20 protein-coding genes are annotated in these 20,780 nt (G+C 70.5%); 13 read left to right on the top strand and 7 right to left on the bottom strand.

Features of this window, described 5'->3' with window-relative positions:
• The first annotated feature begins 34 nt into the window (after positions 1-34).
• The 6 genes from C8E83_RS10460 (at position 35) to C8E83_RS10435 (ending at position 6,323) form a co-directional block, all read left to right on the top strand.
• Positions 35-1,207, top strand: coding sequence for a Gfo/Idh/MocA family protein (locus tag C8E83_RS10460; protein ID WP_121369838.1), 1,173 nt, complete (start codon positions 35-37; stop codon positions 1,205-1,207).
• 2 nt (positions 1,208-1,209) lie between these two features.
• Positions 1,210-1,938, top strand: a complete 729-nt coding sequence (locus C8E83_RS10455; RefSeq protein WP_121371857.1) for a ThuA domain-containing protein — start codon at positions 1,210-1,212, stop codon at positions 1,936-1,938.
• Positions 1,939-2,026: 88 nt separating this feature from the next.
• Positions 2,027-2,869, top strand: a complete 843-nt coding sequence (locus C8E83_RS10450) for an isoprenyl transferase (RefSeq protein WP_121371856.1) — start codon at positions 2,027-2,029, stop codon at positions 2,867-2,869.
• 72 nt (positions 2,870-2,941) lie between these two features.
• Positions 2,942-4,069, top strand: coding sequence for an aminotransferase class V-fold PLP-dependent enzyme (locus C8E83_RS10445; RefSeq protein WP_121369837.1), 1,128 nt, complete (start codon positions 2,942-2,944; stop codon positions 4,067-4,069).
• A 219-nt stretch (positions 4,070-4,288) separates the two neighbouring features.
• Positions 4,289-5,659 (top strand): RNA 5'-3' helicase PhoH2, encoded by a 1,371-nt coding sequence (phoH2, locus tag C8E83_RS10440; RefSeq protein ID WP_121369836.1) that lies wholly within the window; start codon positions 4,289-4,291, stop codon positions 5,657-5,659.
• 88 nt (positions 5,660-5,747) lie between these two features.
• Positions 5,748-6,323: a prepilin peptidase gene (locus C8E83_RS10435; RefSeq protein ID WP_121369835.1), complete on the top strand. Its 576-nt coding sequence runs from the start codon at positions 5,748-5,750 to the stop codon at positions 6,321-6,323.
• A gap of 113 nt (positions 6,324-6,436) precedes the next feature.
• Here the strand turns inward: C8E83_RS10435 and C8E83_RS10430 are convergent, their stop codons facing one another.
• The 5 genes from C8E83_RS10430 to xseA form a co-directional block, all read right to left on the bottom strand.
• Entirely contained in the window at positions 6,437-7,843 is a 1,407-nt protein-coding gene (locus C8E83_RS10430; protein ID WP_281270805.1) for a class II fumarate hydratase, read from the bottom strand.
• A 69-nt stretch (positions 7,844-7,912) separates the two neighbouring features.
• A complete protein-coding gene (locus C8E83_RS10425) occupies positions 7,913-8,554 on the bottom strand; it encodes a carbonic anhydrase (protein ID WP_121369834.1) in 642 nt (213 codons plus the stop codon).
• On the bottom strand, positions 8,551-9,210 hold the full coding sequence (locus C8E83_RS10420; protein WP_121369833.1) for a DUF4245 domain-containing protein: 660 nt from the start codon (positions 9,208-9,210) through the stop codon (positions 8,551-8,553). The genes C8E83_RS10425 and C8E83_RS10420 overlap by 4 nt, the downstream gene beginning before the upstream one ends.
• Positions 9,207-9,437 (bottom strand): exodeoxyribonuclease VII small subunit, encoded by a 231-nt coding sequence (locus tag C8E83_RS10415; protein WP_121369832.1) that lies wholly within the window; start codon positions 9,435-9,437, stop codon positions 9,207-9,209. The genes C8E83_RS10420 and C8E83_RS10415 overlap by 4 nt, the downstream gene beginning before the upstream one ends.
• Before the next feature lie 9 nt (positions 9,438-9,446).
• Positions 9,447-10,778, bottom strand: coding sequence for an exodeoxyribonuclease VII large subunit (gene xseA, locus C8E83_RS10410; RefSeq protein ID WP_121369831.1), 1,332 nt, complete (start codon positions 10,776-10,778; stop codon positions 9,447-9,449).
• A 108-nt stretch (positions 10,779-10,886) separates the two neighbouring features.
• Between xseA and C8E83_RS10405 the strand changes: the two genes are divergently transcribed.
• Positions 10,887-11,900 carry a 4-hydroxy-3-methylbut-2-enyl diphosphate reductase gene (locus tag C8E83_RS10405; RefSeq protein WP_211331685.1) on the top strand — a complete coding sequence of 338 codons (1,014 nt, stop codon included), beginning with the start codon at positions 10,887-10,889 and terminating at the stop codon, positions 11,898-11,900.
• On the top strand, positions 11,897-12,592 hold the full coding sequence (locus C8E83_RS10400; protein WP_121369830.1) for a DUF6264 family protein: 696 nt from the start codon (positions 11,897-11,899) through the stop codon (positions 12,590-12,592). The genes C8E83_RS10405 and C8E83_RS10400 overlap by 4 nt, the downstream gene beginning before the upstream one ends.
• Positions 12,593-12,697: 105 nt before the next feature.
• On the opposite strand, the gene fbaA is transcribed toward C8E83_RS10400, so the two are convergent.
• Entirely contained in the window at positions 12,698-13,726 is a 1,029-nt protein-coding gene (gene fbaA, locus C8E83_RS10395; RefSeq protein WP_121369829.1) for a class II fructose-bisphosphate aldolase, read from the bottom strand.
• Positions 13,727-13,902: 176 nt separating this feature from the next.
• Between fbaA and glpX the strand changes: the two genes are divergently transcribed.
• Positions 13,903-14,898, top strand: a complete 996-nt coding sequence (gene glpX / locus C8E83_RS10390; RefSeq protein ID WP_121369828.1) for a class II fructose-bisphosphatase — start codon at positions 13,903-13,905, stop codon at positions 14,896-14,898.
• A 75-nt stretch (positions 14,899-14,973) separates the two neighbouring features.
• Here the strand turns inward: glpX and C8E83_RS10385 are convergent, their stop codons facing one another.
• Positions 14,974-16,194, bottom strand: a complete 1,221-nt coding sequence (locus tag C8E83_RS10385; protein WP_121369827.1) for a DNA recombination protein RmuC — start codon at positions 16,192-16,194, stop codon at positions 14,974-14,976.
• A 200-nt stretch (positions 16,195-16,394) separates the two neighbouring features.
• Here C8E83_RS10385 and iolC point away from each other — a divergent pair, with 200 nt between their 5' ends.
• From iolC to iolB, 4 genes are read left to right on the top strand one after another with little or no spacing between them, the layout of a single operon-like run.
• Positions 16,395-17,387 carry a 5-dehydro-2-deoxygluconokinase gene (gene iolC / locus C8E83_RS10380; RefSeq protein WP_121369826.1) on the top strand — a complete coding sequence of 331 codons (993 nt, stop codon included), beginning with the start codon at positions 16,395-16,397 and terminating at the stop codon, positions 17,385-17,387.
• Positions 17,380-18,297, top strand: coding sequence for a class I fructose-bisphosphate aldolase (locus C8E83_RS10375; RefSeq protein WP_121369825.1), 918 nt, complete (start codon positions 17,380-17,382; stop codon positions 18,295-18,297). Before iolC ends, C8E83_RS10375 begins: the two co-directional genes overlap by 8 nt.
• Positions 18,298-18,328: 31 nt before the next feature.
• Positions 18,329-19,858 (top strand): CoA-acylating methylmalonate-semialdehyde dehydrogenase, encoded by a 1,530-nt coding sequence (locus C8E83_RS10370; RefSeq protein WP_121369824.1) that lies wholly within the window; start codon positions 18,329-18,331, stop codon positions 19,856-19,858.
• On the top strand, positions 19,855-20,775 hold the full coding sequence (gene iolB / locus C8E83_RS10365; protein ID WP_121369823.1) for a 5-deoxy-glucuronate isomerase: 921 nt from the start codon (positions 19,855-19,857) through the stop codon (positions 20,773-20,775). Before C8E83_RS10370 ends, iolB begins: the two co-directional genes overlap by 4 nt.
• Positions 20,776-20,780 lie beyond the last annotated feature (5 nt).

The following is a 20,780-nucleotide window of genomic DNA, read 5'->3' as shown; positions in this document are numbered from 1 at the left end:
CTCAGCTCGACCACAGAACACACGAAAGGACCCCATGTCGACGACGACGCCCGCTGCTGATCCTGCGACCACCGCCACAGCCGGAGGCACGGCCTCCGCGCCGCCCGAGCTGCGCGTGGGGGTGATCGGGCTCGGCTTCGCCGGGAGCACGCACCTCGACGCGTTCCAGAGCCTCGACGGCGCGCGAGTCGTGGCGCTCGCCGGGCAGGAGCCCGACCGGCTGCAGGAGCTCGGCACCTCGCGCGGCGTCGACGACCTCTACGCCGACTGGGAGGACCTCGTCGCGCGCGACGACCTCGACATCGTCTCGATCGGCGTGCCGAATGCGCTGCACCACCCCATCGCGATGGCGGCGCTGGAGTCGGGCAAGCACGTCTTCTGCGAGAAGCCCGTCGCCACCACGGGCGACCTCGCCGCCGAGATGGTCGCCGCGGCCGTCGCGAACGATCGGGTGCTCGAGGTCGCGTACAACCACCGGCGTCGCGCCGACGTCGCCTACCTCGCCTCGTATCTCGCCGACGACCCGATCGGCGAGATCTACCACGCCCGTGCCAGCTGGCTGCGGCGCTCGGGGATCCCGGGTCTCGGCTCCTGGTTCACCAGCCGTCGCACCGCGGGCGGCGGGCCGCTCATCGACCTGGGGTCGCACGTGCTCGATATTGCCCTGCACCTCATGGGCGAGCCCCGCGCGGTCACCGTCTCGGCGGTCGCCGCGAGCGCCCTCGGTCGTGCCGGTCGCGGCGGAGGCTCGAAGGCCCGCGCGGCGAGCGACGGCACCCACGAGTTCGACGTCGAGGACTTCGCCAGCGCCCTCATCCGCTTCGACACCGGCGCGAGCCTCCACCTCGAGGCGGCCTGGGCCTCGTACTCGAAGGCGCACGAGGACATCGAGGTGGAGCTCCTCGGCTCGACCGGCGGCGTTCGCCTGCACGTCGACGACTACGCGACCGACGACACCCTCACGCTCTACTCCGACGTCGCCGGGGCGCCCACGGTGTCGCACCCGCGCGTGCACGTGCCGGCCGGGCACCACCGCAGCGTCATCGACGGGTTCCTCCGGTCGATCCGGGCGGGTGAGGGAGCCGCCGCGCCGCGCCATGTCGGGCACTACGGCGAGTACGCGCTGCATCGCAGCCGCATCGTCGACGCCTGCTACGAGTCGGCGGCGACGGGCCACGAGGTCGAGCTCGACGGGGCGGGGGAGTGACCGTGCGGATCCTGGTCTGGAACGAGAACGTCCACGAGAGCCGAGGCGACGAGGTCGTGCTCGAGAACTACCCGCACGGCATCCACGCGGCCGTCGCCGAGGGGCTGCGCGAGCGCCTCGGCGACGCCGCCGACGTGACCACCGCGACCCTGCAGGATCCGGCGCACGGCCTCACCGAAGAGGCCCTCGCGGCCACCGACGTCCTCTTCTGGTGGGGCCACGTCGCCCACGACCAGGTCGCCGACGACGCCGCCCTGCGTGTCGTCCGGCACGTGCAGGCGGGCATGGGGCTCGTCGTGCTGCACTCGGGGCACTACTCGAAGGTGTTCACGCGGCTCATGGGCACGACGTGCTCGCTCGCCTGGCGGAACGACGGCGAGCGCGAGCTGGTGTGGACGATCGCGCCCGAGCATCCGATCGCCCGCGGAGTGCCGCACCCGATCGTCATCGAGCGACAGGAGATGTACGGCGAGTACTTCGACATCCCGACGCCCGACGAGTCGGTGTTCCTCTCGACGTTCGCCGGCGGCGAGGTGTTCCGGTCGGGAGTCGCCTACCGGCGGGGCCTCGGCCGGGTGTTCTACTTCTCGCCCGGCGACCAGGAGTACCCGGTGTACCACCACCCGGACATCCGCCAGGTGCTCGCGAACGCGGCCGAGTGGGCCGCGCCGCGCGGTGAGCGGCGGCAGCTGACGGCCGACATGCACCCGCGGGGGTGGTTCGAGCGGTGAGGCCGGGTCGGCCGGCAGGACGACCCGGGCACCCCGTCTCGTCCTCCCGGCCGACGGAGTGTCAGGCGGGGTGGGCTACCGTAGCTTCGTGACCACAGGGCTCGACGGATCGGCTGAGCAGGGCGACGACACCTCAGCCGCCCTCCGCTCGGAGGGGACGCCGAAACCCGGTCGCGGCTTCGTCTACCGGCTCTACCAGTCGCGCATCCGCCGCGGTCTCGCCGGCAAAGAGCTCCCGCACCACGTCGCCATGATCGTCGACGGCAACCGCCGCTGGGCCAAGCAGCGGATGCTCGAGACCGCCGCGCACGGGCATCGCGCCGGCGCGGAGAAGATCCCGGAGTTCCTCTCCTGGTGCGACGACCTCGGCATCCGGGTGGTCACGCTCTACCTGCTCTCGGCCGACAACCTCACGAACCGCGAGGACGAGGAGGTCAAGGCCCTCGTCGAGATCATCGCCGACCTCGCCGACGAGTTGTCGCTCTCGCAGGACTGGCGCGTGCAGCACGTCGGCTCCACCGACAACCTGCCGCCGAGGCTCGTCACGGCGCTCGCCGAGGCCCAGGCCAAGACCGCGGGCCACACCGGCCTGCACGTGAACCTCGCCGTCGGCTACGGCGGCCGTCGCGAGATCGTCGACGCGCTCCGCAGCATCGTCCGGCAGCACGGCGCAGGAGGCGGCACCATCGACGACCTCGCCGACGTCCTCACGCCCGAGATGATCGCCGATCACCTGTACACCGGAGGGCAGCCCGATCCCGACCTCGTGATCCGCACCTCGGGCGAGCAGCGGCTCAGCGACTTCATGCTCTGGCAGAGCGCGCACAGCGAGTTCTACTTCGTCGAGGCGTACTACCCCGACCTGCGCGAAGTGGACTTCCTGCGGGCCGTGAGGGACTTCGCGAATCGTCACCGTCGCTTCGGCGGGTAGGCCCGGTTCGTCGGCGGCTCGAAGCGCGTATACGGTAGTGAGGTTCGCCCACCGTACAGGGAGCACCACCACGTGACCACCATCGACGAGTTCGCCGAGGCCTTCGACGAAGACCCCGGGTACCTCGACTTCGCGGCCTACGGCCCCATGAGCCGCGCCGTGCTCCACGAGGAGTCCGCCCTCGGCGAGATCCTCGTCCGCGCCCGCTACGGCGCCGCGGCCGTCTTCGACGAGCAGGACATCCGCGTGCGCGAGGCCGTCCGGCGCGTCACCGGCCTCCCGACCGACCGCATCGTCTTCCAGCCGAACGCCTCCACCGGCCTCATGCACGCGCTGTTCGGCCTGAGCGGCCAGGTGCTGTACTCGGCCCGCGAGTACCCGAGCATCCCGATCGCCGCGCAGCGTGCCGCCCAGGCCCTGCACACGCTCGACCACATCACGCTGCAGGCGCCGCAGGGCGTCGTGACGCCCGCGGTGATCCGCGACAACCTCACTCCTGCGACGACGGCGGTGGCTGTCAGCCTCGTCGACTACCGCACCGGCTACCTCGCCGACCTCGAGGGCATCCGCGACGTCATCGGCGACCGCATGCTGGTTGTCGACGCCATCCAGGGCTTCGGCGTCGTCGACGCTCCCTACGAGGTGGCCGACGTGGTCGTCTCCGGCGGCCAGAAGTGGGTCCGCGCAGGATGGGGCACAGGCTTCCTCGGGCTCTCCGAGCGCGCCGCGACCGACCTCGTCCCCCTCGTCTCCGGCACCAGCGGCACCATCGTGCCCCTCGGCGGGTCGTACGAGGAGGTTCCGCCGCCGCTTCAGGGCGCCGCGGCGTTCCAGGTGACCCGGGCCGACCCGATCGCGCAGGCGCGCTTCGCGACGGCCCTCGAAGCCGTCGCCGAGGTCGGAGTCGCCGCCGTCCAGCAGTCGATCGCCGAGAAGGTGTCGCGGCTCATCGACATCGCCGACGAGTTCGCGCTCCCCGTCGTCTCGTCGCGCGACGAGAGCCACCGCGCCGGCATCGTCGTGCTGGAGCCGTCGCCCGAGCAGCTCACGCCCCTCACCGCCGAGCTCATCAACCACGGCGTCACGGCCACGGTGCGCGGCGGTCTCGTGCGTCTCAGCGCGCACGTGTCGACGGGCGAGGCCACCTTCGAGGCGCTGCGCGGGGCCCTCACGTCGTACGGGTCGAGTCTGAGCTACTGAGGTCGTGCGGGTCTCGGATCCTGCGCCCTGATGCTCGTGTGACTCGGGTTCATCTGGCCGTAACTTTTCGCGGGCGTGTCGATTTGAGCATTGTCGGTGGTGTCACGTAGCTTCGAGCCATCGGGTAGAGCACCCGGTCGAGACGGCCACGTAAGTTCGTTTCGCGACAGCTCCACGGCCGTCTTGCGGGAAGGTACCGAGCGCTACGGCGCCTCGGAGATGGAGTGGGTCGTGACCGCTTTCGACATCACCGCAAGTTCCGAAACTCAGGGCGCGAGCGGGGGTGAGAGCGGGGCGTCGACCAAGGTCCGCACCTACGTTCTCGACACCTCGGTGCTGCTCTCCGACCCCCAGGCCATGTTCCGCTTCGCGGAGCAGGCGGTCGTGATCCCGGTCGTCGTCATCGGCGAACTCGAGAAGAAGCGGCACGACCCCGAGCTGGGCTATTTCGCCAGGCACGCACTGCGCCTCCTCGACGACCTGCGCATCGAGCACGAGCGCCTCGACTTCCCCGTGCCGGTCGGCAAGGGCGGGTCGCTGCGGGTCGAGCTGAACCACTCCAACATGTCGGTGCTGCCCTCGGGCCTCCGCCTCGACGACAACGACTCGCGGATTCTCGCGGTGGCATCGAACCTCTCCGGCGACGGGCTCGACGTGGTCGTCGTCTCGAAAGACCTCCCGCTGCGCGTCAAGGCCGCCTCGATCGGCCTTGCGGCCGAGGAGTACCGGGCCGAGCAGGTCGTCGACTCCGGCTACACCGGCCTCGCCGAGGTCGAGATCTCGTCCGAGCAGATGGCCAAGCTGTACGACGACGAGCACATCTCGACCCGCGCCGCCGAGCAGCCCGTCAACACCGGGCTCGTCATGCACTCCGACCGCGGCTCGGCCCTCGGGCGCGTCGTCTCCCGCGGCCACGTGCGGCTCGTCCGCGGCGACCGCGACGTCTTCGGCCTGCACGGCCGCTCCGCCGAGCAGCGGCTCGCCATCGACCTCCTGCTCGACCCCGAGGTCGGCATCGTCTCGCTCGGCGGTCGCGCGGGCACCGGCAAGTCGGCCCTCGCGCTCTGCGCCGGCCTCGAGGCTGTGCTCGAGAAGCAGCAGCACAAGAAGATCATGGTGTTCCGCCCGCTCTACGCGGTCGGCGGGCAAGAGCTGGGCTACCTGCCCGGCGACGCCGGCGAGAAGATGAACCCGTGGGCGCAGGCGGTCTTCGACACGCTCGGCGCGATCGTCTCGCAGAACGTCCTCGACGAGGTCGTCGAGCGCGGCCTCCTCGAGGTGCTGCCGCTCACGCACATCCGCGGCCGGTCGCTGCACGACGCGTTCGTGATCGTCGACGAGGCGCAGTCGCTCGAGCGCAACGTGCTGCTCACCGTGCTCTCACGCATCGGCCAGAACTCGCGGGTCGTGCTCACTCACGACGTCGCGCAGCGCGACAACCTCCGCGTCGGCCGCCACGACGGCGTCGCAAGTGTCATCGAGACGCTCAAGGGGCACCCGCTGTTCGCCCACGTCACGCTGACGCGGTCCGAGCGGTCGGCGATCGCAGCCCTCGTGACCGAGCTGCTGGAGTCGAACGAGCTCGCCTAGCGCTCGCCCGGTTCTCCACAGGGCCCGGCTCTCCACAGATCCCGCTTCGCCGGATTCCGTGGGGCGCCGGGCCCTCTAGCGTCGGCGCATGATCGGTCTCGTCGACACTCTCGTGATCCTGCTGCTCGCCGCCGTCGGCTTCGCGGCCTGCGCGAGCGCGCCCCCGCTCGTGCTGCCGACGGTGCTCTGGCTGGCGTTCGCGTCACCGCTGCTCGTGCGGTCCGATCTGGCCCGGCGTCGGCTGCCGAACGTGCTGACGCTGCCGGCGCTGGGTCTCACCGTGGCGACCTGTGCGGGCGGGCTGATCGCACCCGGCGCTGACGGCATCCGGGCGCAGGATGCCGGGTCGGCTCTCGCAGCGGCCACGGCCACAGCCGCCGTCGGCTGGCTCGTTGCTCGGGCGGGCGCCCTCGGCCTCGGCGATGTGAAGCTCGCCGCGTCGCTCGTGGGGTCGCTGTGGCTCGTGTCGCCGCCGGCGCTGTGGCTGCTCGCGTGCGTCGCCTCGGGCGCCGGCGTCGTGGCCGCCGTGCCGGGCCTACGCCGCGCTCGGCGGGTGCGCCGGCGCGAGGGTCCGGGCGGGGGCCGCGCGCCGACGATCCCCTTCGGCCCGTGCCTGCTCGTCGGCTACTGGACGGCGCTGGCCGTCACCGCGGCGGCGTCGTGAGAGCCCCGACGAGGGGAGTGGAGTGCCGAATCACGCGAGGAGTGGCGACGCATCGCCACTTTTCGCGTGAACTGCCGCGGCTGCTCGCGGACGTCGGACGGGGCGGGCGGGGCTCAGCCCGGGTGCGTCATGCTGAGCACGTCGAGCGACTTGTCGAGCTGCTCTTCGGTGATCTCGCCGCGCTCCACGTAGCCGAGGTCGATGACCGCCTCACGGACGGTCATCTTCTGCGCGACGGAGTGCTTGGCGATCTTCGCCGCGGCCTCGTAGCCGATGATCCGGTTGAGCGGCGTGACGATCGACGGCGACGACTCGGCGAGGGCCAGGGCGCGCTCGACGTTGGCGATGAGCCCGTCGACGGTCTTGTCGGCCAGGGCGCGGGTCGAGTTGGCGAGCAGACGGATCGACTCGAGCAGCGCGGTGCCCATCACCGGGATGGCGACGTTCAGCTCGAAGGCCCCGGATGCTCCGGCCCAGGCGATGGTGGCGTCGTTGCCGATCACGCGGGCCGACACCATGAGGGTCGCCTCGGGGATCACCGGGTTCACCTTGCCCGGCATGATCGAGGACCCAGGCTGGAGGTCGGGGATGTGAAGCTCGCCGAGGCCGGTGTTGGGCCCCGAGCCCATCCACCGCAGGTCGTTGTTGATCTTGGTGAGGCTCACCGCGATGACGCGGAGCGCGCCCGATGCTTCGACGAGACCGTCGCGTGCGCCCTGCGCCTCGAAGTGGTCGAGCGCCTCGGTGATCGGCAGGCCGGAGTCGGCGGCCAGCGCCGCGATGACACGCTGCGGGAACCCGGCGGGCGTGTTGATGCCCGTGCCGACGGCCGTGCCGCCGAGGGGCACCTCGGCGACGCGGGGGAGCGTCGCGGTGACCCGCTCGATGCCGAGCCGGATCTGGCGGGCGTAGCCGCCGAACTCCTGGCCGAGCGTGACGGGCGTTGCGTCCATCAGGTGGGTGCGGCCGGACTTGACGACGCCCTTCCACTCCTCCGCCTTCTTCTCGAACGCGACCGCGAGGTGGTCGAGGGCGGGGACGAGGTCGTGCAGCAGCGCGCCCGTGACGGCGACGTGCACCGAGGTCGGGAAGACGTCGTTCGACGACTGCGACGCGTTGACGTGGTCGTTCGGGTGCACAGCGGTGCCGGCGATGCCTGACGCCAGGGTCGCGAGCACCTCGTTGATGTTCATGTTCGACGAGGTGCCCGAGCCGGTCTGGTAGACGTCGACCGGGAACTGGTCGTGGTGCTGACCGGCGATGAGCTCGTCGGCGGCCTGCGCGATCGCCGAGGCCAGAGCCGGGTCGATCACGCCGATCTCGCCGTTGACGAGAGCGGCCGCCTTCTTGATGCGGGCCAGGGCGACGATCTGCGCGGCCTCGAGGCCCGCGCCCGAGATCGGGAAGTTCTCGACGGCGCGCTGCGTCTGCGCGCCGTACAGGGCGGTGCGCGGCACCCGCACCTCGCCCATGGTGTCGTGCTCGATGCGGTAGTCCGTCTCGGACTCGGTCGTGGTCACGTCGCTGTGGTCCTTTCGTGGATTCGCGCCGAGCGGGTGCCGGGCGCGGGTGTGGTCAGAGGTGCGGGGTCAGAGGGTTCCGACCACCGTGTGCGGATCGACGCGGCCGGTGGCGAGGTCGTAGGTCGCCCCGATCACGGCCACGGTACCGCCGGCGACTGCATCGCTGATGACGATCGACTTCTCGAGCAGGGCTCCCACCGACGACTCGACGTGCGTGTGGCCCACGGTCGCAGGATCCGGCGCACCGCCCTCGGCCGAGCCGCCGCGGGCCTTCGCCACGTCGGGCACGATCTGCGCGATGAGACCCTGCAGGTGGAACGAGAGCTCCGCGGGCTCCGGACCGGCCTGGCCGATGGCCGCGGCGACCGCGCCGCAGCTCGAGTGGCCGAGGACGACGATCACGGGGACGCCGAGGACGCCGACGGCGTACTCGAGAGTGCCGAGGACGCTGTCGCTCACGACCTGCCCGGCGTTGCGCGTCACGAAGACGTCGCCGAGGCCGGTGTCGAAGACGATCTCGGGCGTCACTCGAGAGTCGGAGCAGCCGAGGATCGCTGCGATGGGCTGCTGGCCGCCGGTCAGCTCGTCGCGGCGGTCGACGCCCTGGTGGGGGTGCGCGGGCTCGCCCGCGATGAAGCGCTCGTTGCCCTCGGCGAGGGTGGCCCAGGCGTCGCGGGGGCTGAGGCCCGCGCTCTCGTGTTCGCTCACTTCGTCTCCAGCTCGGTGACGACCTGCCTCGCGACGAGGTCGAACTGCGGTGTCGATGCGGTGCCGGACAGCACCACGGTGCTCGTGCCGATCGTGGCGACCATCGCGTACGCGAAGTTCCCGGTGCTCGACTGGCTGCGGCGGTCGTAGACGTCCCAGGCGACGCCGTCGACGGTCGCCACGGTCGTCTGCGCGGTCTCGTCGAGCTGGTCGGCGACCCAGGTGTCGTTGGCGTTGATGCCCTGCGTCAGCCCGATGAACTGCGTGTCGGGGGTGATGAGGCCGATGTACCAGCTCTGGACCCCGTCTGCTCCGGCCGGCTTGATCTCGGCGTCGTTGGCCTTCCACGACGAGGGCAGCTTCGGCGAGGCGAGCGGCACCGAGACCTGCTGCTGCGCCTGCGAGGCGATCTGCCGGTAGTCCACGTCTTTCACGTCGGACGACGTCGGCCGCGGCACGATCAGGACGATCACGACGAGCAGCGCGACCGACGCGATGAGCGAGAGCACGAGATTCTTCGTGGTCTGGTTCATCCGGTGCGCGCGCGACGACTGGGCCTTGCGGTAGGCGGTCTCCTCCGGCGTCTCTGGCCGGCCGAGCTCGGCGACGACGCGGGGCTGCTTCTGCGGACCGAGCTTGGGAGCGGGGGTCGTCATGCGTCGGCCTGTGCCCGTCGAGCCTTCTCGAGGCGCTCTTTCGCGCCGAGAAGCCACTCCTCGCAGCGCGCCGCGAGGGCTTCGCCGCGCTCCCACAGTGCGAGCGACCGCTCGAGCGTCGACGAGCCCTGCTCGAGCTCGGTGACGACGCTGACGAGCTCGTCGCGCGCCTGCTCATACGAGAGCGACGAGACGTCGACGAGGTCGGAGGCGGGGTTCTGGGCCACGGTGCAATCCTAACGAGCGGGGGTCGAGGTGGGGGCGGGGTCGCTCGTCTCCGAGCCGTCTGTCAGTGAGGCCGAGCCGTCTGTCAGTGAGGCCGAGCCGTCGGTCGACGAGGCGCTGCCGCCGGTCAACGGACCCGTGCTGGTCGCCCCGAGGGCACCGGTCGCGAGGGTGAGCACCAGGTCGGTGCCCGCAGGAGCCTCGGCCCCGTCGCGCAGGATCGCCCCCGACGGCAGCTGAGCGATCGAGTACCCGCGCCGCAGGGTCGACTCGGGGGAGAGCGCGCGCAGTCGCCCGGTTAGCTCGGCGAGTCTCGTGGTGCCGCGCTCGATCGCCCGCTGCAGGAGCTCCTCGCTGCGGGCGACCCAGCGCACCAGTTCGTCGGCGCGGACGTCGATCAGGGTCTGCGGGTTCGCGAGCACCGGGCGCGAGCGGAACTGCCCCAGCCGGTCGATCTCGACGCCGATCAGGTTCGTGAGTCGCTGTGACATGCGGGCGCGCGCCTGCTGCACCCGCAGCAGCTCTTCCCCGACGTCGGGGACGACGCGCTTGGCGGCATCGGTGGGCGTGGAGGCGCGGAGGTCGGCGACGTCGTCGAGCAGTGGGCGGTCGTTCTCGTGGCCGATGGCGCTGACGATCGGGGTGGTGGCCGCAGCGGCCGCGCGGATCAGGCCCTCGTCGCTGAAGCCGAGCAGGTTCTGGAAGTCGCCGCCGCCGCGGGCGACGATGATGACGTCGACCTCGGGGTCGGCGTCGAGCTCGAGCAGGGCCGCCGTCACCTCGGCGACCATCCGTTCGCCCTGGACGGCGGCGTGGACCACGCAGAACTGGACCGACGGCCAGCGCAGCTGCGCGTTGCGGAGGACGTCCTTCTCGGCGTCGCTGTCCTTCCCGGTGATGAGGCCGATGCGCTGCGGGAGGAAGGGCAGCGGGCGCTTCCGCTCGGGCGCGAACAGGCCCTCGGCCGTGAGCGTCTGGCGCAGGCGCTCGAGTCGTTCGAGGAGGTCGCCGAGGCCCACGTGGCGCATGTCGAAGACCTGCATCGTGAGCGAGCCGCCCTTGACCCAGAAGTTCGGCTTCATGGCCGCGATGACACGGTCGCCCTGTTTGAGGTCGGCAGGGATCCTGCCCCGAACACTCGACCACACCGAGAACGAGACGGTCGCGTCGATCTCGAGGTCTTTGAGCTTGCCGTAGACGTTGCCGCCCGCGACGTTCCACTGCGTGATCTCGCCCTCGACCCAGGCCGTGCCCAGGCGGTCGATCCAGTCACGGATCTTGCCGGCGAAGAGGCCGACCGGCCACGGGCTCTCGGCGGTGGGCGGCGGCGTGACGATCGTCAAGCAGGACCTCCAGGGTGGGCGTGCAGACGGCTCGCCTACTATTGCCGTGTGAGCCGAATTACCAATGGCGCTCTCGCCATCGATCTCCCGACGCCGCGTGTTCCCGCGGTGCGAAACAGGCTAAAGGATACCCCCGTCAGCGGCGCCAAACGCGTGCTGCTGGCGGCTCCCCGTGGCTACTGCGCGGGTGTCGATCGCGCCGTCATCGCCGTCGAGAAGGCTCTCGAGCACTACGGGTCTCCCGTCTACGTGCGCAAGCAGATCGTCCACAACGTCCACGTCGTCTCCACGCTCGAGCAGAAGGGCGCCGTCTTCGTCGACGAGGTCGACGAGGTGCCCGAGGGGTCGCACGTCGTCTTCAGCGCCCACGGCGTCGCGCCGTCGGTGGTGCAGGGCGCCGCCGACCGCGGCCTGAAGTCGATCGACGCGACCTGTCCGCTGGTCACGAAGGTGCACCGCGAGGCGCTCCGCTTCGCCAAACAGGACCAGCACATCATCCTCATCGGCCACGCCGGCCACGAGGAGGTCGAGGGCACCATGGGTCACGCCCCCGAGCGCACGACGCTCGTGCAGAGCCCCGACGAGGTCGACTCGCTCGTCGTCGACGACCCCGACAACCTCGTCTGGCTGTCGCAGACCACGCTGAGCGTCGACGAGACGATGCAGACGGTCCAGAAGCTCCGCGAGCGGTTCCCGAACATCCAGAACCCTCCGTCGGACGACATCTGCTACGCCACGCAGAACCGCCAGGTCGCCATCAAGAAGGTCGCAGCCGACGCCGACCTCGTCATCGTGGTGGGCAGCGCCAACTCGTCCAACAGCGTCCGTCTCGTCGAGGTGGCCCTCGAGTACGGCGCGAAGGCCGCGTACCGGGTCGACTACTCGTCCGAGATCCGGCAGGAGTGGCTCGACGGCGTCGCCACGGTCGGCGTCACCTCCGGCGCGTCGGTGCCCGAGGTGCTCGTGCAGGAGGTCCTCGCCGAGCTCGCCGACGCCGGCTACGGCGACGTCGGCGAAGTGGTCACTGCCGAGGAAGACCTCATGTTCTCCCTGCCCAAAGAGCTCCGGAAGGACTCCGCAGGAGCAACGGACTCCCGGGCGCTCGGAGGCCGCACCCGATGACCGACGCCGAGCGGCAGAAGCACGACGCACCCCGGTGGGGCGAGCGGGTGCCCGACCGCGTCGAGGGGACCCCGGCACCGGGGTACGGCGAGTACGCGCCGCCCGGATGGGTCAGCCCCGTGCGGCCGCCGGCTGATCCTGCGCCCGAGTCACTGCCCGGCGCCGAATTCGCCGTGCCCGCGTCGCCCGTGACGACCGACCTCCGCCGCCCAGATCAGCAGACGAGGTCGGGCCAGCAGCCGAGGTCGGGCGAGCAGCCGCGGTTCGACGCCCCGCCGCCCACGGGCCGACCGGTGCCCGGCGCGCCGCCCGCGCCGTACCGCTATCGGCCGTTCAATCGCCCGGCGACGTTCATGCTTCTCGGTCTCGGCCTCTACATGGTCGTCTCGGCGGTGCTGTCGGTGAAGACGTTCGCGGCGTCGCAGCTGTCGCTGTTCACCTCTCTCGGCTACCCCGTCACGCACTTCACGAACAGCGACGGGCTGAGCGTCGTCGGCTACGTCGCGGCGATCGGCGGGATGGCGGTCTTCCTCGTCGTCGCGATCTGGTCGATCCGCCGGCTGACCCGCGGGCTCAACGCGTGGGCGCCGCTGCTGATCGTGGGGCTGGCGTTCCGCTTCGCCACGGCGATCGCGGTGACAGCGGTGCTGCTCACCGACCCCGCGGTCGCCCGGGCCATCACCGGCGGCTGAGCCGGGCGCCTGACCCCGCCGCCGAGGCACGTGACACGGGCGCCGCGGCCGTCGACCCGGGCACCGAAACGGCTGCCCGGCCCTCCGACCTCGGCCGGGCTGGGCTCAGCCCTGCGAGTGACCGTGCGAGCCGAGCTCCTTCGTGGCCTCGACCACGCGGGCGGCCATGGCCGACTCGGCGATCTTGCCCCAGGAGCGCGGGTCGTAGACCTTCTTGTTGCCGACCTCGCCGTCGACCTTGAGGAAGCCGTCGTAGTTCTTCAGCACGGTGTCGGTGATCGAGCGCGAGAACGCGTACTGGGTGTCGGTGTCGATGTTCATCTTCACGACGCCGTTCGACACGGCCTCGGAGATCTCGGCGGCCGACGAGCCCGAGCCGCCGTGGAAGACGAGGTCGAGCGGCTTGACGGCGGTGCCGAACTTCTCGGCGATGCCGGCCTGGATCTCGCCGAGCAGTTCGGGGCGGAGCTTCACGTTGCCGGGCTTGTAGACCCCGTGCACGTTGCCGAAGGTGAGAGCGGCGATGTAGCGGCCCTTCTCGCCGAGGCCGAGCGCCTCGACCACGCGGGTCACGTCGCCCACGGTCGTGTACAGGGCGTCGTTCGTGCCCTCGTGCTGAACGCCGTCCTCCTCGCCGCCGACGACGCCGATCTCGACCTCGAGGATCGCGTTGATGGCGCGGGTGCGCTTGAGCATGTCTTCCGCGATCGAGATGTTCTCGTCGAGGGGCACGGCCGAGCCGTCCCACATGTGCGACTGGAAGATCGGGTTGCGGCCCGCCTTCACCTCTTCCTCGGAGGCGGCGATGAGCGGCAGCACGAACCCGTCGAGGGCGTCTTTCGGGCAGTGGTCGGTGTGGAGCGCGACCGTGACGGGGTAGTTCTTGGCGACCTCGGTGGCGAACTTCGCGAACGCGATCGCGCCCGAGGCGCGGTTCTTGACGGACTGGCCGGCGAAGTAGTCGGCGCCGCCGGTGGTGACCTGGATGATTCCGTCGGACCCGGCCTCGGTGAGGCCCTGCAGCACCGCGTTGATGGTCTGCGACGACGAGACGTTGATCGCCGGGTAGGCGAAGCCCTGGCTCTTGGCTCGGTCGAGCATCTCGGCGTACTGCTCGGGGGTGGCGACGGGCATGGCTTCTCCTTCGTAGACGGCCCTGGGCGTGAGAAGCCCAGACACTCCAACTCTAGGCCTCGGAGACCCTCGCCGGAGCGCCTGACGACGGTCGCAGGAGCTGCGGAACGCGGCGGCCTCCGGCGGGTCACCGCCGCGCAATCACCCCGACACACAGGCCTAGTAAAGTTCGGAATATGACTTCCACCGATACCGGCACCCTGTTCTCGCATCCCGATCGCAACCTGGGGATGGAGTTGGTGCGGGCGACGGAGGCCGCGGCGATCCGGGCAGCTCCGTGGATCGGCCGCGGTGAGAAGAACCTGGCCGACGGGGCGGCGGTCGATGCGATGCGGAAGTTCCTCGGCACGGTCGACTTCGACGGCGTCGTGGTGATCGGCGAGGGCGAGAAAGACGCAGCGCCGATGCTCTTCAACGGCGAGCACGTCGGTACCGGCAACGGTGCGTCGTTCGACATCGCCGTCGACCCGATCGACGGCACGTCTCTCACGGCCACGGGTCGCATGAACGCGGTGAGCGTGATCGCGGTGTCGGATCGCGGCACCATGTACGACCCGAGCGCGGTCTTCTACATGGACAAGATCGTCACCGGGCGCGAGGGGAAGGGCGTCATCGACCTCGCCAAGCCGATCGGCGAGAACATCCGAGCCCTCGCGGCCGCGAAGAACATCCCGGTCGAAGAGATGCAGATCGCCGTGCTCGACCGCCCTCGCCACAAGCAGCTGATCGCCGACATCCGGGCGGCAGGAGCAGGCACTCGTCTGCTCCTGGACGGTGACGTGGCCGGTGGCATCAACGCCGCCCGCCCCGACAGCCGGATCGACATGTGCGTCGGCGTCGGCGGCACCCCCGAGGGCATCATCACGGCGTGCGCCGTGAAGGCCCTCGGAGGTGTGATCCAGGGTCGGCTCAAGCCGAAGGACGACGAGGAGCGGCAGAAGGCCCTCGATGCGGGCCACGACCTCGACCGGATCCTCGACCAGGACGACCTGGTCACGGGCGACAACACGTACTTCGTGGCGACGGGCGTGACGGACGGGGCGCTCGTCGCGGGGGTGCAGCGCAGCAACGGGATGATCCGGACGGAGTCGCTGATCCTGCGCTCGCACTCGGGCACCCAGCGTCGCGTGATCGCCGACCACCTCGAGTCGAAGTGGTACGGCGAGGACTGACCCCTTCCCCTCCCAAAAACGACTCTGCACACGCCATATCGCGTGTGCAGAGTCGTTTTTGGGAGGGGAACCGGGCTAGGCGCCGTCGAGCTGCGACGTCAGCTCGACGGCCGCGAGGTCGCGCGGCACGTCGTCGAGCGCGGCGGGAGCGGCCAGCACCGTCGCCTCGTCGAGCATGCTGAGCCGCCGGGCCGACGGCAGCACCTGGCGCTCGAGCGAGCCGACGAACCGGTTGTAGTCGGCCACCGACGAGCGCAGCGACCGGCCGAGCTTGTCGACGTGGCCGGCGAGCGTCGAGATGCGGCCGTAGAGCTCTCGGCTGAGGTCGAAGAGCTGTTTTGCCTCCTGCGTCACGACGTCCTGCTGCCAGCTGAACGCGACCGTCTTGAGCACCGACCACAGGGTCACCGGTGACGCGAGGGCCACTCGGCGCTGGAAGGCGTAGTCGAGCAGGGCCGGGTCGGCCTCGAGTGCCGACGACACGAGAGACTCGCTCGGGATGAAGGCGATCGTCAGCTCGGGCGACGAGTCGAGCCCGGCCCAGTAGCTCTTGCCGGCGAGGGCGTCGACGTGCGAGCGGACCGCCTTGACGTGCTCGCGGAGGAGGGCCTCGCGCCGTGCGCCGTCCGCCCCGGTCGCCGTGACGGCGATCGCCGACGCCTCGAGGTAGGCGGTGAACGGCACCTTCGCGTCGACGGCGATGTTCTTGCCGCCGGGCAGGTGCACGACCATGTCGGGGCGGCGCGCCCCGGTGTCGTTCGAGATCGAGGTCTGCAGGTCGAAGTCGACCCGTTCGAGGAGGCCTGCCGCCTCGACGACGTTGCGGAGCTGGGTCTCGCCCCACACTCCGCGGGTGCTGTTCGACTTGAGCGCCGCCGCGAGCGACTCCGCGGTCGACCGCAGGCGCTCCTCGGAGTCTGCGGCGCTGCGGAGCTGCTCGGAGATCTCGCCGTGCTGCCGGTGGCGCTGCTGCTCGAGCTCGGACACCTTGAGCTGCACGGCGCGCAGGCTCTCAGCGACCGGGCTGAGGGCTCGCAGGATCTGGCCCTCGCCGCCCTCGCGAGCGGCCCTGGCCTCGGCATCGGCCATCAGCCGATCGCGCAGCTCGTCGACCCGCTGCTCGTGCAGCTCGATCTGCCGCTCGTGCGCGGCCTGCTCGGCCCGGAGCCGGTCGTCGAGCGCCGCGGCCGTGGAGGTCGCTGCGGCGGCGCGCGCTCGACCCAGAGCGAGGCCGACGACGGCGCCCAGGACGAGCCCTGCGAGAAGCCCGAGGAACAGTGCGAGGACCGGTGACATGGTGGCAGTGTGACAGGGGCCACCGACATCGCCGGGAGCTCGGCGGCGGGCCGGGCGACCCCGATCCGGGCCGAGAAGAAGGCCGGGAAGGCCGCTCGCGGGACTCGTCGCAAACTTTGTCCTGACATTAAGCCATGATGCGTGTACGCTCGTGACATCAGCCCAGTTCGACCCCGAGCCAGAAAGTTGTACACCGAGGTATGACTCAGTCACCGATCATCGACTCTGCGGAGACTTCCGCCCGCGACGGCTTCGACGTCATCACCATGGGCCGCGTGGGCGTCGACATCTACCCGCAGCAGTCCGGCCTCCCGCTCGAGCAGGTCGAGTCGTTCTCGAAGTCCGTGGGCGGCAGCGCGACCAACGTCGCCATCGCCGCGTCGCGTCACGGCCGCGAGACCGCCGTCGTCACACGGACCGGCGCCGACCCGTTCGGCCGCTACGTCGTCCAGGAGCTCGACCGGCTCGGCGTCTCGACCCGCTTCATCGACACGGTGCCGGGCCTCAACACCCCGGTGACGTTCTGCGAGATCTTCCCGCCCGACGACTTCCCGCTGTACTTCTACCGCGCCCCCAAGGCCCCCGACCTCATGATCACGGCGAAGTCCCTCGACCTCGCGGCGATCGAGCGGGCCGGCATCTTCTGGACGACCGTGACCGGCCTCTCCGAGGAGCCGAGCCGGCAGGCGCACCACATCGCGTACGAGGCGCGGGGGAGGCGACCGCTCACGATCCTGGACCTCGACTACCGTCCGATGTTCTGGGCGTCGCCGGAGGTCGCCAGCCGCGAGGTCGCGCGTGCCCTGGAGCACGTGACGGTCGCTGTGGGCAACCGCGAGGAGTGCGAGATCGCCGTCGGCGAGACCGACCCGCATCGCGCCGCCGACGCTCTGCTCGAACGCGGCGTCGAGCTGGCGATCGTGAAGCAGGGCCCGAAGGGCGTGCTCGCGAAGACGGCGGACGAGTCGATCGAGGTGCCCGCGCACCTGGTCGACGTGATCAACGGGCTCGGCTCCGGCGACGGCTTCGGCGGCGCCCTCTGCCACGGGCTTCTCGAGGGCTGGTCGCTCGACCGCGTCCTCCGCTTCGCCAACGCCGCCGGCGGCATCGTCGCCACCCGGTTCGAGTGCTCGACCGCCATGCCGACGACCGCCGAGGTCGAGGCCGTCCTGGAGGAGGCCCTTCATGTCTGATCGCCTCACCGACATCGACATCGCTCGCCTCCGCGAGATCCGCGCGACCGATCCCGAGGCCATCCGCGCCGCCCTGGCGAGCCGCGTCCGTCGCCCGCTCCTCGAGGGCGACGGGAAGCTCTTCATCGTCGCGGCCGACCACACCGCCCGGGGTGCACTCGGGGTTCGCGGGGATGCTCTGGCCATGAGCGACAGGGGCGAGCTCCTGCGCCGCCTGGTCGCCGCCCTCGAGCGGCCCGGTGTCGACGGCGTGCTCGGCACCCCCGATGTCCTCGAAGACCTGGCGCTGCTGGGCGCCCTCGACGGCAAGGTAGTCGTCGGCTCGATGAACCGAGGCGGACTCCAGGGCGCCTCGTTCGAGATGGACGATCGCTTCACCGCCTACTCGGCCCGCGGCATCGTCGACTCAGGTCTCGACTTCGCGAAGCTCCTCGTGCGCATCAACCTCGAAGACGCCGGCACCGCCGAGACGATCGAGGCCACGGCGCGCGCCGTGAGCGAGTCCGCCGCGCTGAAGCTGCCCATCATGCTCGAGCCGTTCGTGTCGAACTGGGTCGACGGCAGGATCGTGAACGACCTCTCGACCGAAGCCGTCATCAAGTCCGTCGCCATCGCCTCCGGCCTCGGCGAATCGACCGCCTACAGCTGGCTGAAGCTCCCCGTCGTCGACGACATGGAGCGCGTCATGGCCGCGACCACGCTCCCGACGCTGCTGCTCGGCGGCGACCCGACCGACGGGCCCGACGAGACGTACGGCAGGTGGGCCGACGCCCTCGCCCAGCCCGGCGTCCGCGGCCTGACCGTCGGCCGCACCCTGCTCTACCCGCCCGACGACGACGTCGTCTCCGCGGTCGACACCGCCGCCGCCCTCGTGCACGCCGACGTCGCCGCCACCACCCAGAACGCTTAGCTCCCGAGCTCGACAGAGAGAAGAAGATCGCATGACCACCACTGCCCCCACGACCGCTGAGACCGCCGCCGACGTGCCGACCCTCGGCCACTGGATCGACGGCGCCCTCGTCGCCGGCACCTCGGGCAGCACGGCCCCGGTGTTCGACCCGGCTCTGGGGGTGGCGACGAAGAATGTCGCGCTCGCCAGCCAGGAGGAGATCGATCGCGCGATCGCGTCGGCGAAGGCCGCGTTTCCCGCGTGGCGTGATCTGTCGATCACGAAGCGTCAGCAGATCATGTTCCGGTTCCGTGAGCTGGTGAACGAGCGCAAGGGCGAGCTGGCGGAGATCGTGACGTCGGAGCACGGCAAGGTGCTGTCGGATGCGCTGGGCGAGATCCAGCGGGGCCTGGAGGTGCTGGAGCTCGCGACGGGGTTCCCGCACCTGATCAAGGGTGAGTTCAGCCAGCAGGTGTCGACCGGCGTCGACGTGTTCTCGACGAAGTCGCCGCTGGGTGTGGTGGGTGTGATCAGCCCGTTCAACTTCCCGGTGATGGTGCCGATGTGGTTCTTCCCGGTCGCGATCGCGGTCGGCAACACGGTCGTGTTGAAGCCGTCCGAGAAGGACCCTTCGGCGTCGCTGTTCCTCGCCGAGCTGTTCCAGGAGGCGGGTCTTCCCGACGGCGTGTTCACGGTGCTGCAGGGCGACAAGCTCGCCGTCGACGGGCTGCTGAACAGCCCGGACGTGCAGGCGATCTCGTTCGTCGGCTCGACGCCGATCGCGAAGTACATCTACGAGACCGCGGCGAAGAACGGCAAGCGCGTCCAGGCCCTGGGCGGCGCGAAGAACCACATGCTCGTCCTCCCCGACGCCGACCTCGACCTCGTCGCCGACTCGGCCATCAACGCGGGGTTCGGGTCGGCCGGTGAGCGGTGCATGGCGATCAGCGTCCTGGTCGCCGTGGGCGACGTGGCCGACCGGGTCATCCCGTTGATCACCGAGCGGATGAAGACGTTGAAGGTCGGCGACGGTCGTCGATCCTGCGACATGGGCCCCCTGGTGACGAAGGTGCACCGTGACAAGGTCGCCTCGTACATCGACGTCGCGATCGAAGACGGCGCCGACGTCGTCGTCGACGGTCGCGGCATCGAGGTCGACGGCGCGGCGGACGGTTTCTGGCTGGGCCCGACCCTGATCGACCGGGTGCCGACGTCGAGCCGGGTGTACACGGAGGAGATCTTCGGCCCGGTGCTCAGCGTGGTCCGCGTCGAGACCTTCGAGGACGGCGTCGAGCTGATCAACTCGGGAGCGTTCGGCAACGGCACGGCGATCTTCACGAACGACGGCGGGGCCGCGCGCCGGTTCCAGAACGAGATCGAGGTCGGCATGATCGGCATCAACGTGCCGATCCCCGTGCCGGTCGCCTACTACTCGTTCGGCGGGTTCAAGGACTCGATCTTCGGCGACTCGAAGGCGTACGGCACGCAGGGGTTCCACTTCTTCACCCGCGAGAAGGCGATCACCCAGCGGTGGTCCGACCCGTCGCACGGCGGCATCAACCTCGGATTCCCCCAGGCATGAGCCAGTGGTTCTTCGCCCGCGGTGAGTTGACGGCAGGCGGGTGGGAGTCGGTCGTCGACGCCTCGCTCGACGGCTGGCAGCACACGGGCCTCAGGATCGGCGACCTGTCGACCGGCGACGGCCTCCTCCTCGAGCAGGCCGGCGTCGAGCGCATGGTCGTCCCGCTCACCGGCGACGTCCACATCTCGTGGACCGATGCCGACGGTGGGGGCGAAATCGACCTCGCCGGCCGCGGGAGCGTCTTCGACGGCCCGCCCGACGTCGCGTACCTCGGCATCTCGGCGACGGCGACCCTGACCGGCTCCGGCCGCGTCGCGGTCGCCGAGGCCCCGGCGACCGAGTCGCTTGCCGTCGAGGTGCTGCGGAAGGCCGACATCCCGGTCGAGATCCGCGGTGCCGGCCGATCGACCCGCCAGGTGCACAACTACGGCACCCCGGCCGGCCTCCACGCGCAGAAGCTCATCGTCTGCGAGGTCATCACGCCGGCCGAGAACTGGTCGTCGTACCCCGCCCACAAGCACGACGAGGCGAAGCCCGGCGTCGAGTCGCGACTCGAGGAGATCTACTACTTCGAGTCGGACGTCTCGCGCGGCGTCGACGCGCCGGAGGCGGCCGAGCCGTTCGGCATGTTCGCCACGTACTCGTCGCCCGCCGGCGAGATCGACATCAGCGGCATCGTGCGCACCGGCGACATCGCCCTCGTGCCCTACGGCTACCACGGTCCGGCGGTCGCCGCTCCCGGCTACGACCTCTATTACCTCAACGTGATGGCCGGGCCCGACCCCGAGCGGGTGTGGAACATCACCGACGACCCCGCCCACGGCTGGATCCGCGAGGTCTGGGCGACCCAGGCTCCTGACCCCCGGCTCCCGTACACCGCGGCGGCCGCACCAGCAGCGACAACAGAAAGCGAATGACGTCG

Source organism: Frondihabitans australicus, from assembly GCF_003634555.1.
Classification (GTDB): Bacteria; Actinomycetota; Actinomycetes; order Actinomycetales; family Microbacteriaceae; genus Frondihabitans; species Frondihabitans australicus.
Note: the sequence above shows the minus strand (reverse complement) of the source record. Positions and strands in the feature narration are given on the sequence as shown.

Excerpts from the sequence above, each read along its gene's own strand:
- phoH2 (WP_121369836.1), top strand. The coding sequence starts at position 4,289 with ATGGAGTGGGTCGTGACCGCTTTCGACATCACCGCAAGTTCCGAAACT.
- glpX (WP_121369828.1), top strand. The coding sequence starts at position 13,903 with ATGACTTCCACCGATACCGGCACCCTGTTCTCGCATCCCGATCGCAAC.
- C8E83_RS10385 (WP_121369827.1), bottom strand. The coding sequence starts at position 16,194 with ATGTCACCGGTCCTCGCACTGTTCCTCGGGCTTCTCGCAGGGCTCGTC.
- C8E83_RS10375 (WP_121369825.1), top strand. The coding sequence starts at position 17,380 with ATGTCTGATCGCCTCACCGACATCGACATCGCTCGCCTCCGCGAGATC.
- iolB (WP_121369823.1), top strand. The coding sequence starts at position 19,855 with ATGAGCCAGTGGTTCTTCGCCCGCGGTGAGTTGACGGCAGGCGGGTGG.
- C8E83_RS10370 (WP_121369824.1), top strand. The coding sequence starts at position 18,329 with ATGACCACCACTGCCCCCACGACCGCTGAGACCGCCGCCGACGTGCCG.
- C8E83_RS10460 (WP_121369838.1), top strand. The coding sequence starts at position 35 with ATGTCGACGACGACGCCCGCTGCTGATCCTGCGACCACCGCCACAGCC.
- C8E83_RS10400 (WP_121369830.1), top strand. The coding sequence starts at position 11,897 with ATGACCGACGCCGAGCGGCAGAAGCACGACGCACCCCGGTGGGGCGAG.
- iolC (WP_121369826.1), top strand. The coding sequence starts at position 16,395 with ATGACTCAGTCACCGATCATCGACTCTGCGGAGACTTCCGCCCGCGAC.
- C8E83_RS10435 (WP_121369835.1), top strand. The coding sequence starts at position 5,748 with ATGATCGGTCTCGTCGACACTCTCGTGATCCTGCTGCTCGCCGCCGTC.
- fbaA (WP_121369829.1), bottom strand. The coding sequence starts at position 13,726 with ATGCCCGTCGCCACCCCCGAGCAGTACGCCGAGATGCTCGACCGAGCC.
- C8E83_RS10420 (WP_121369833.1), bottom strand. The coding sequence starts at position 9,210 with ATGACGACCCCCGCTCCCAAGCTCGGTCCGCAGAAGCAGCCCCGCGTC.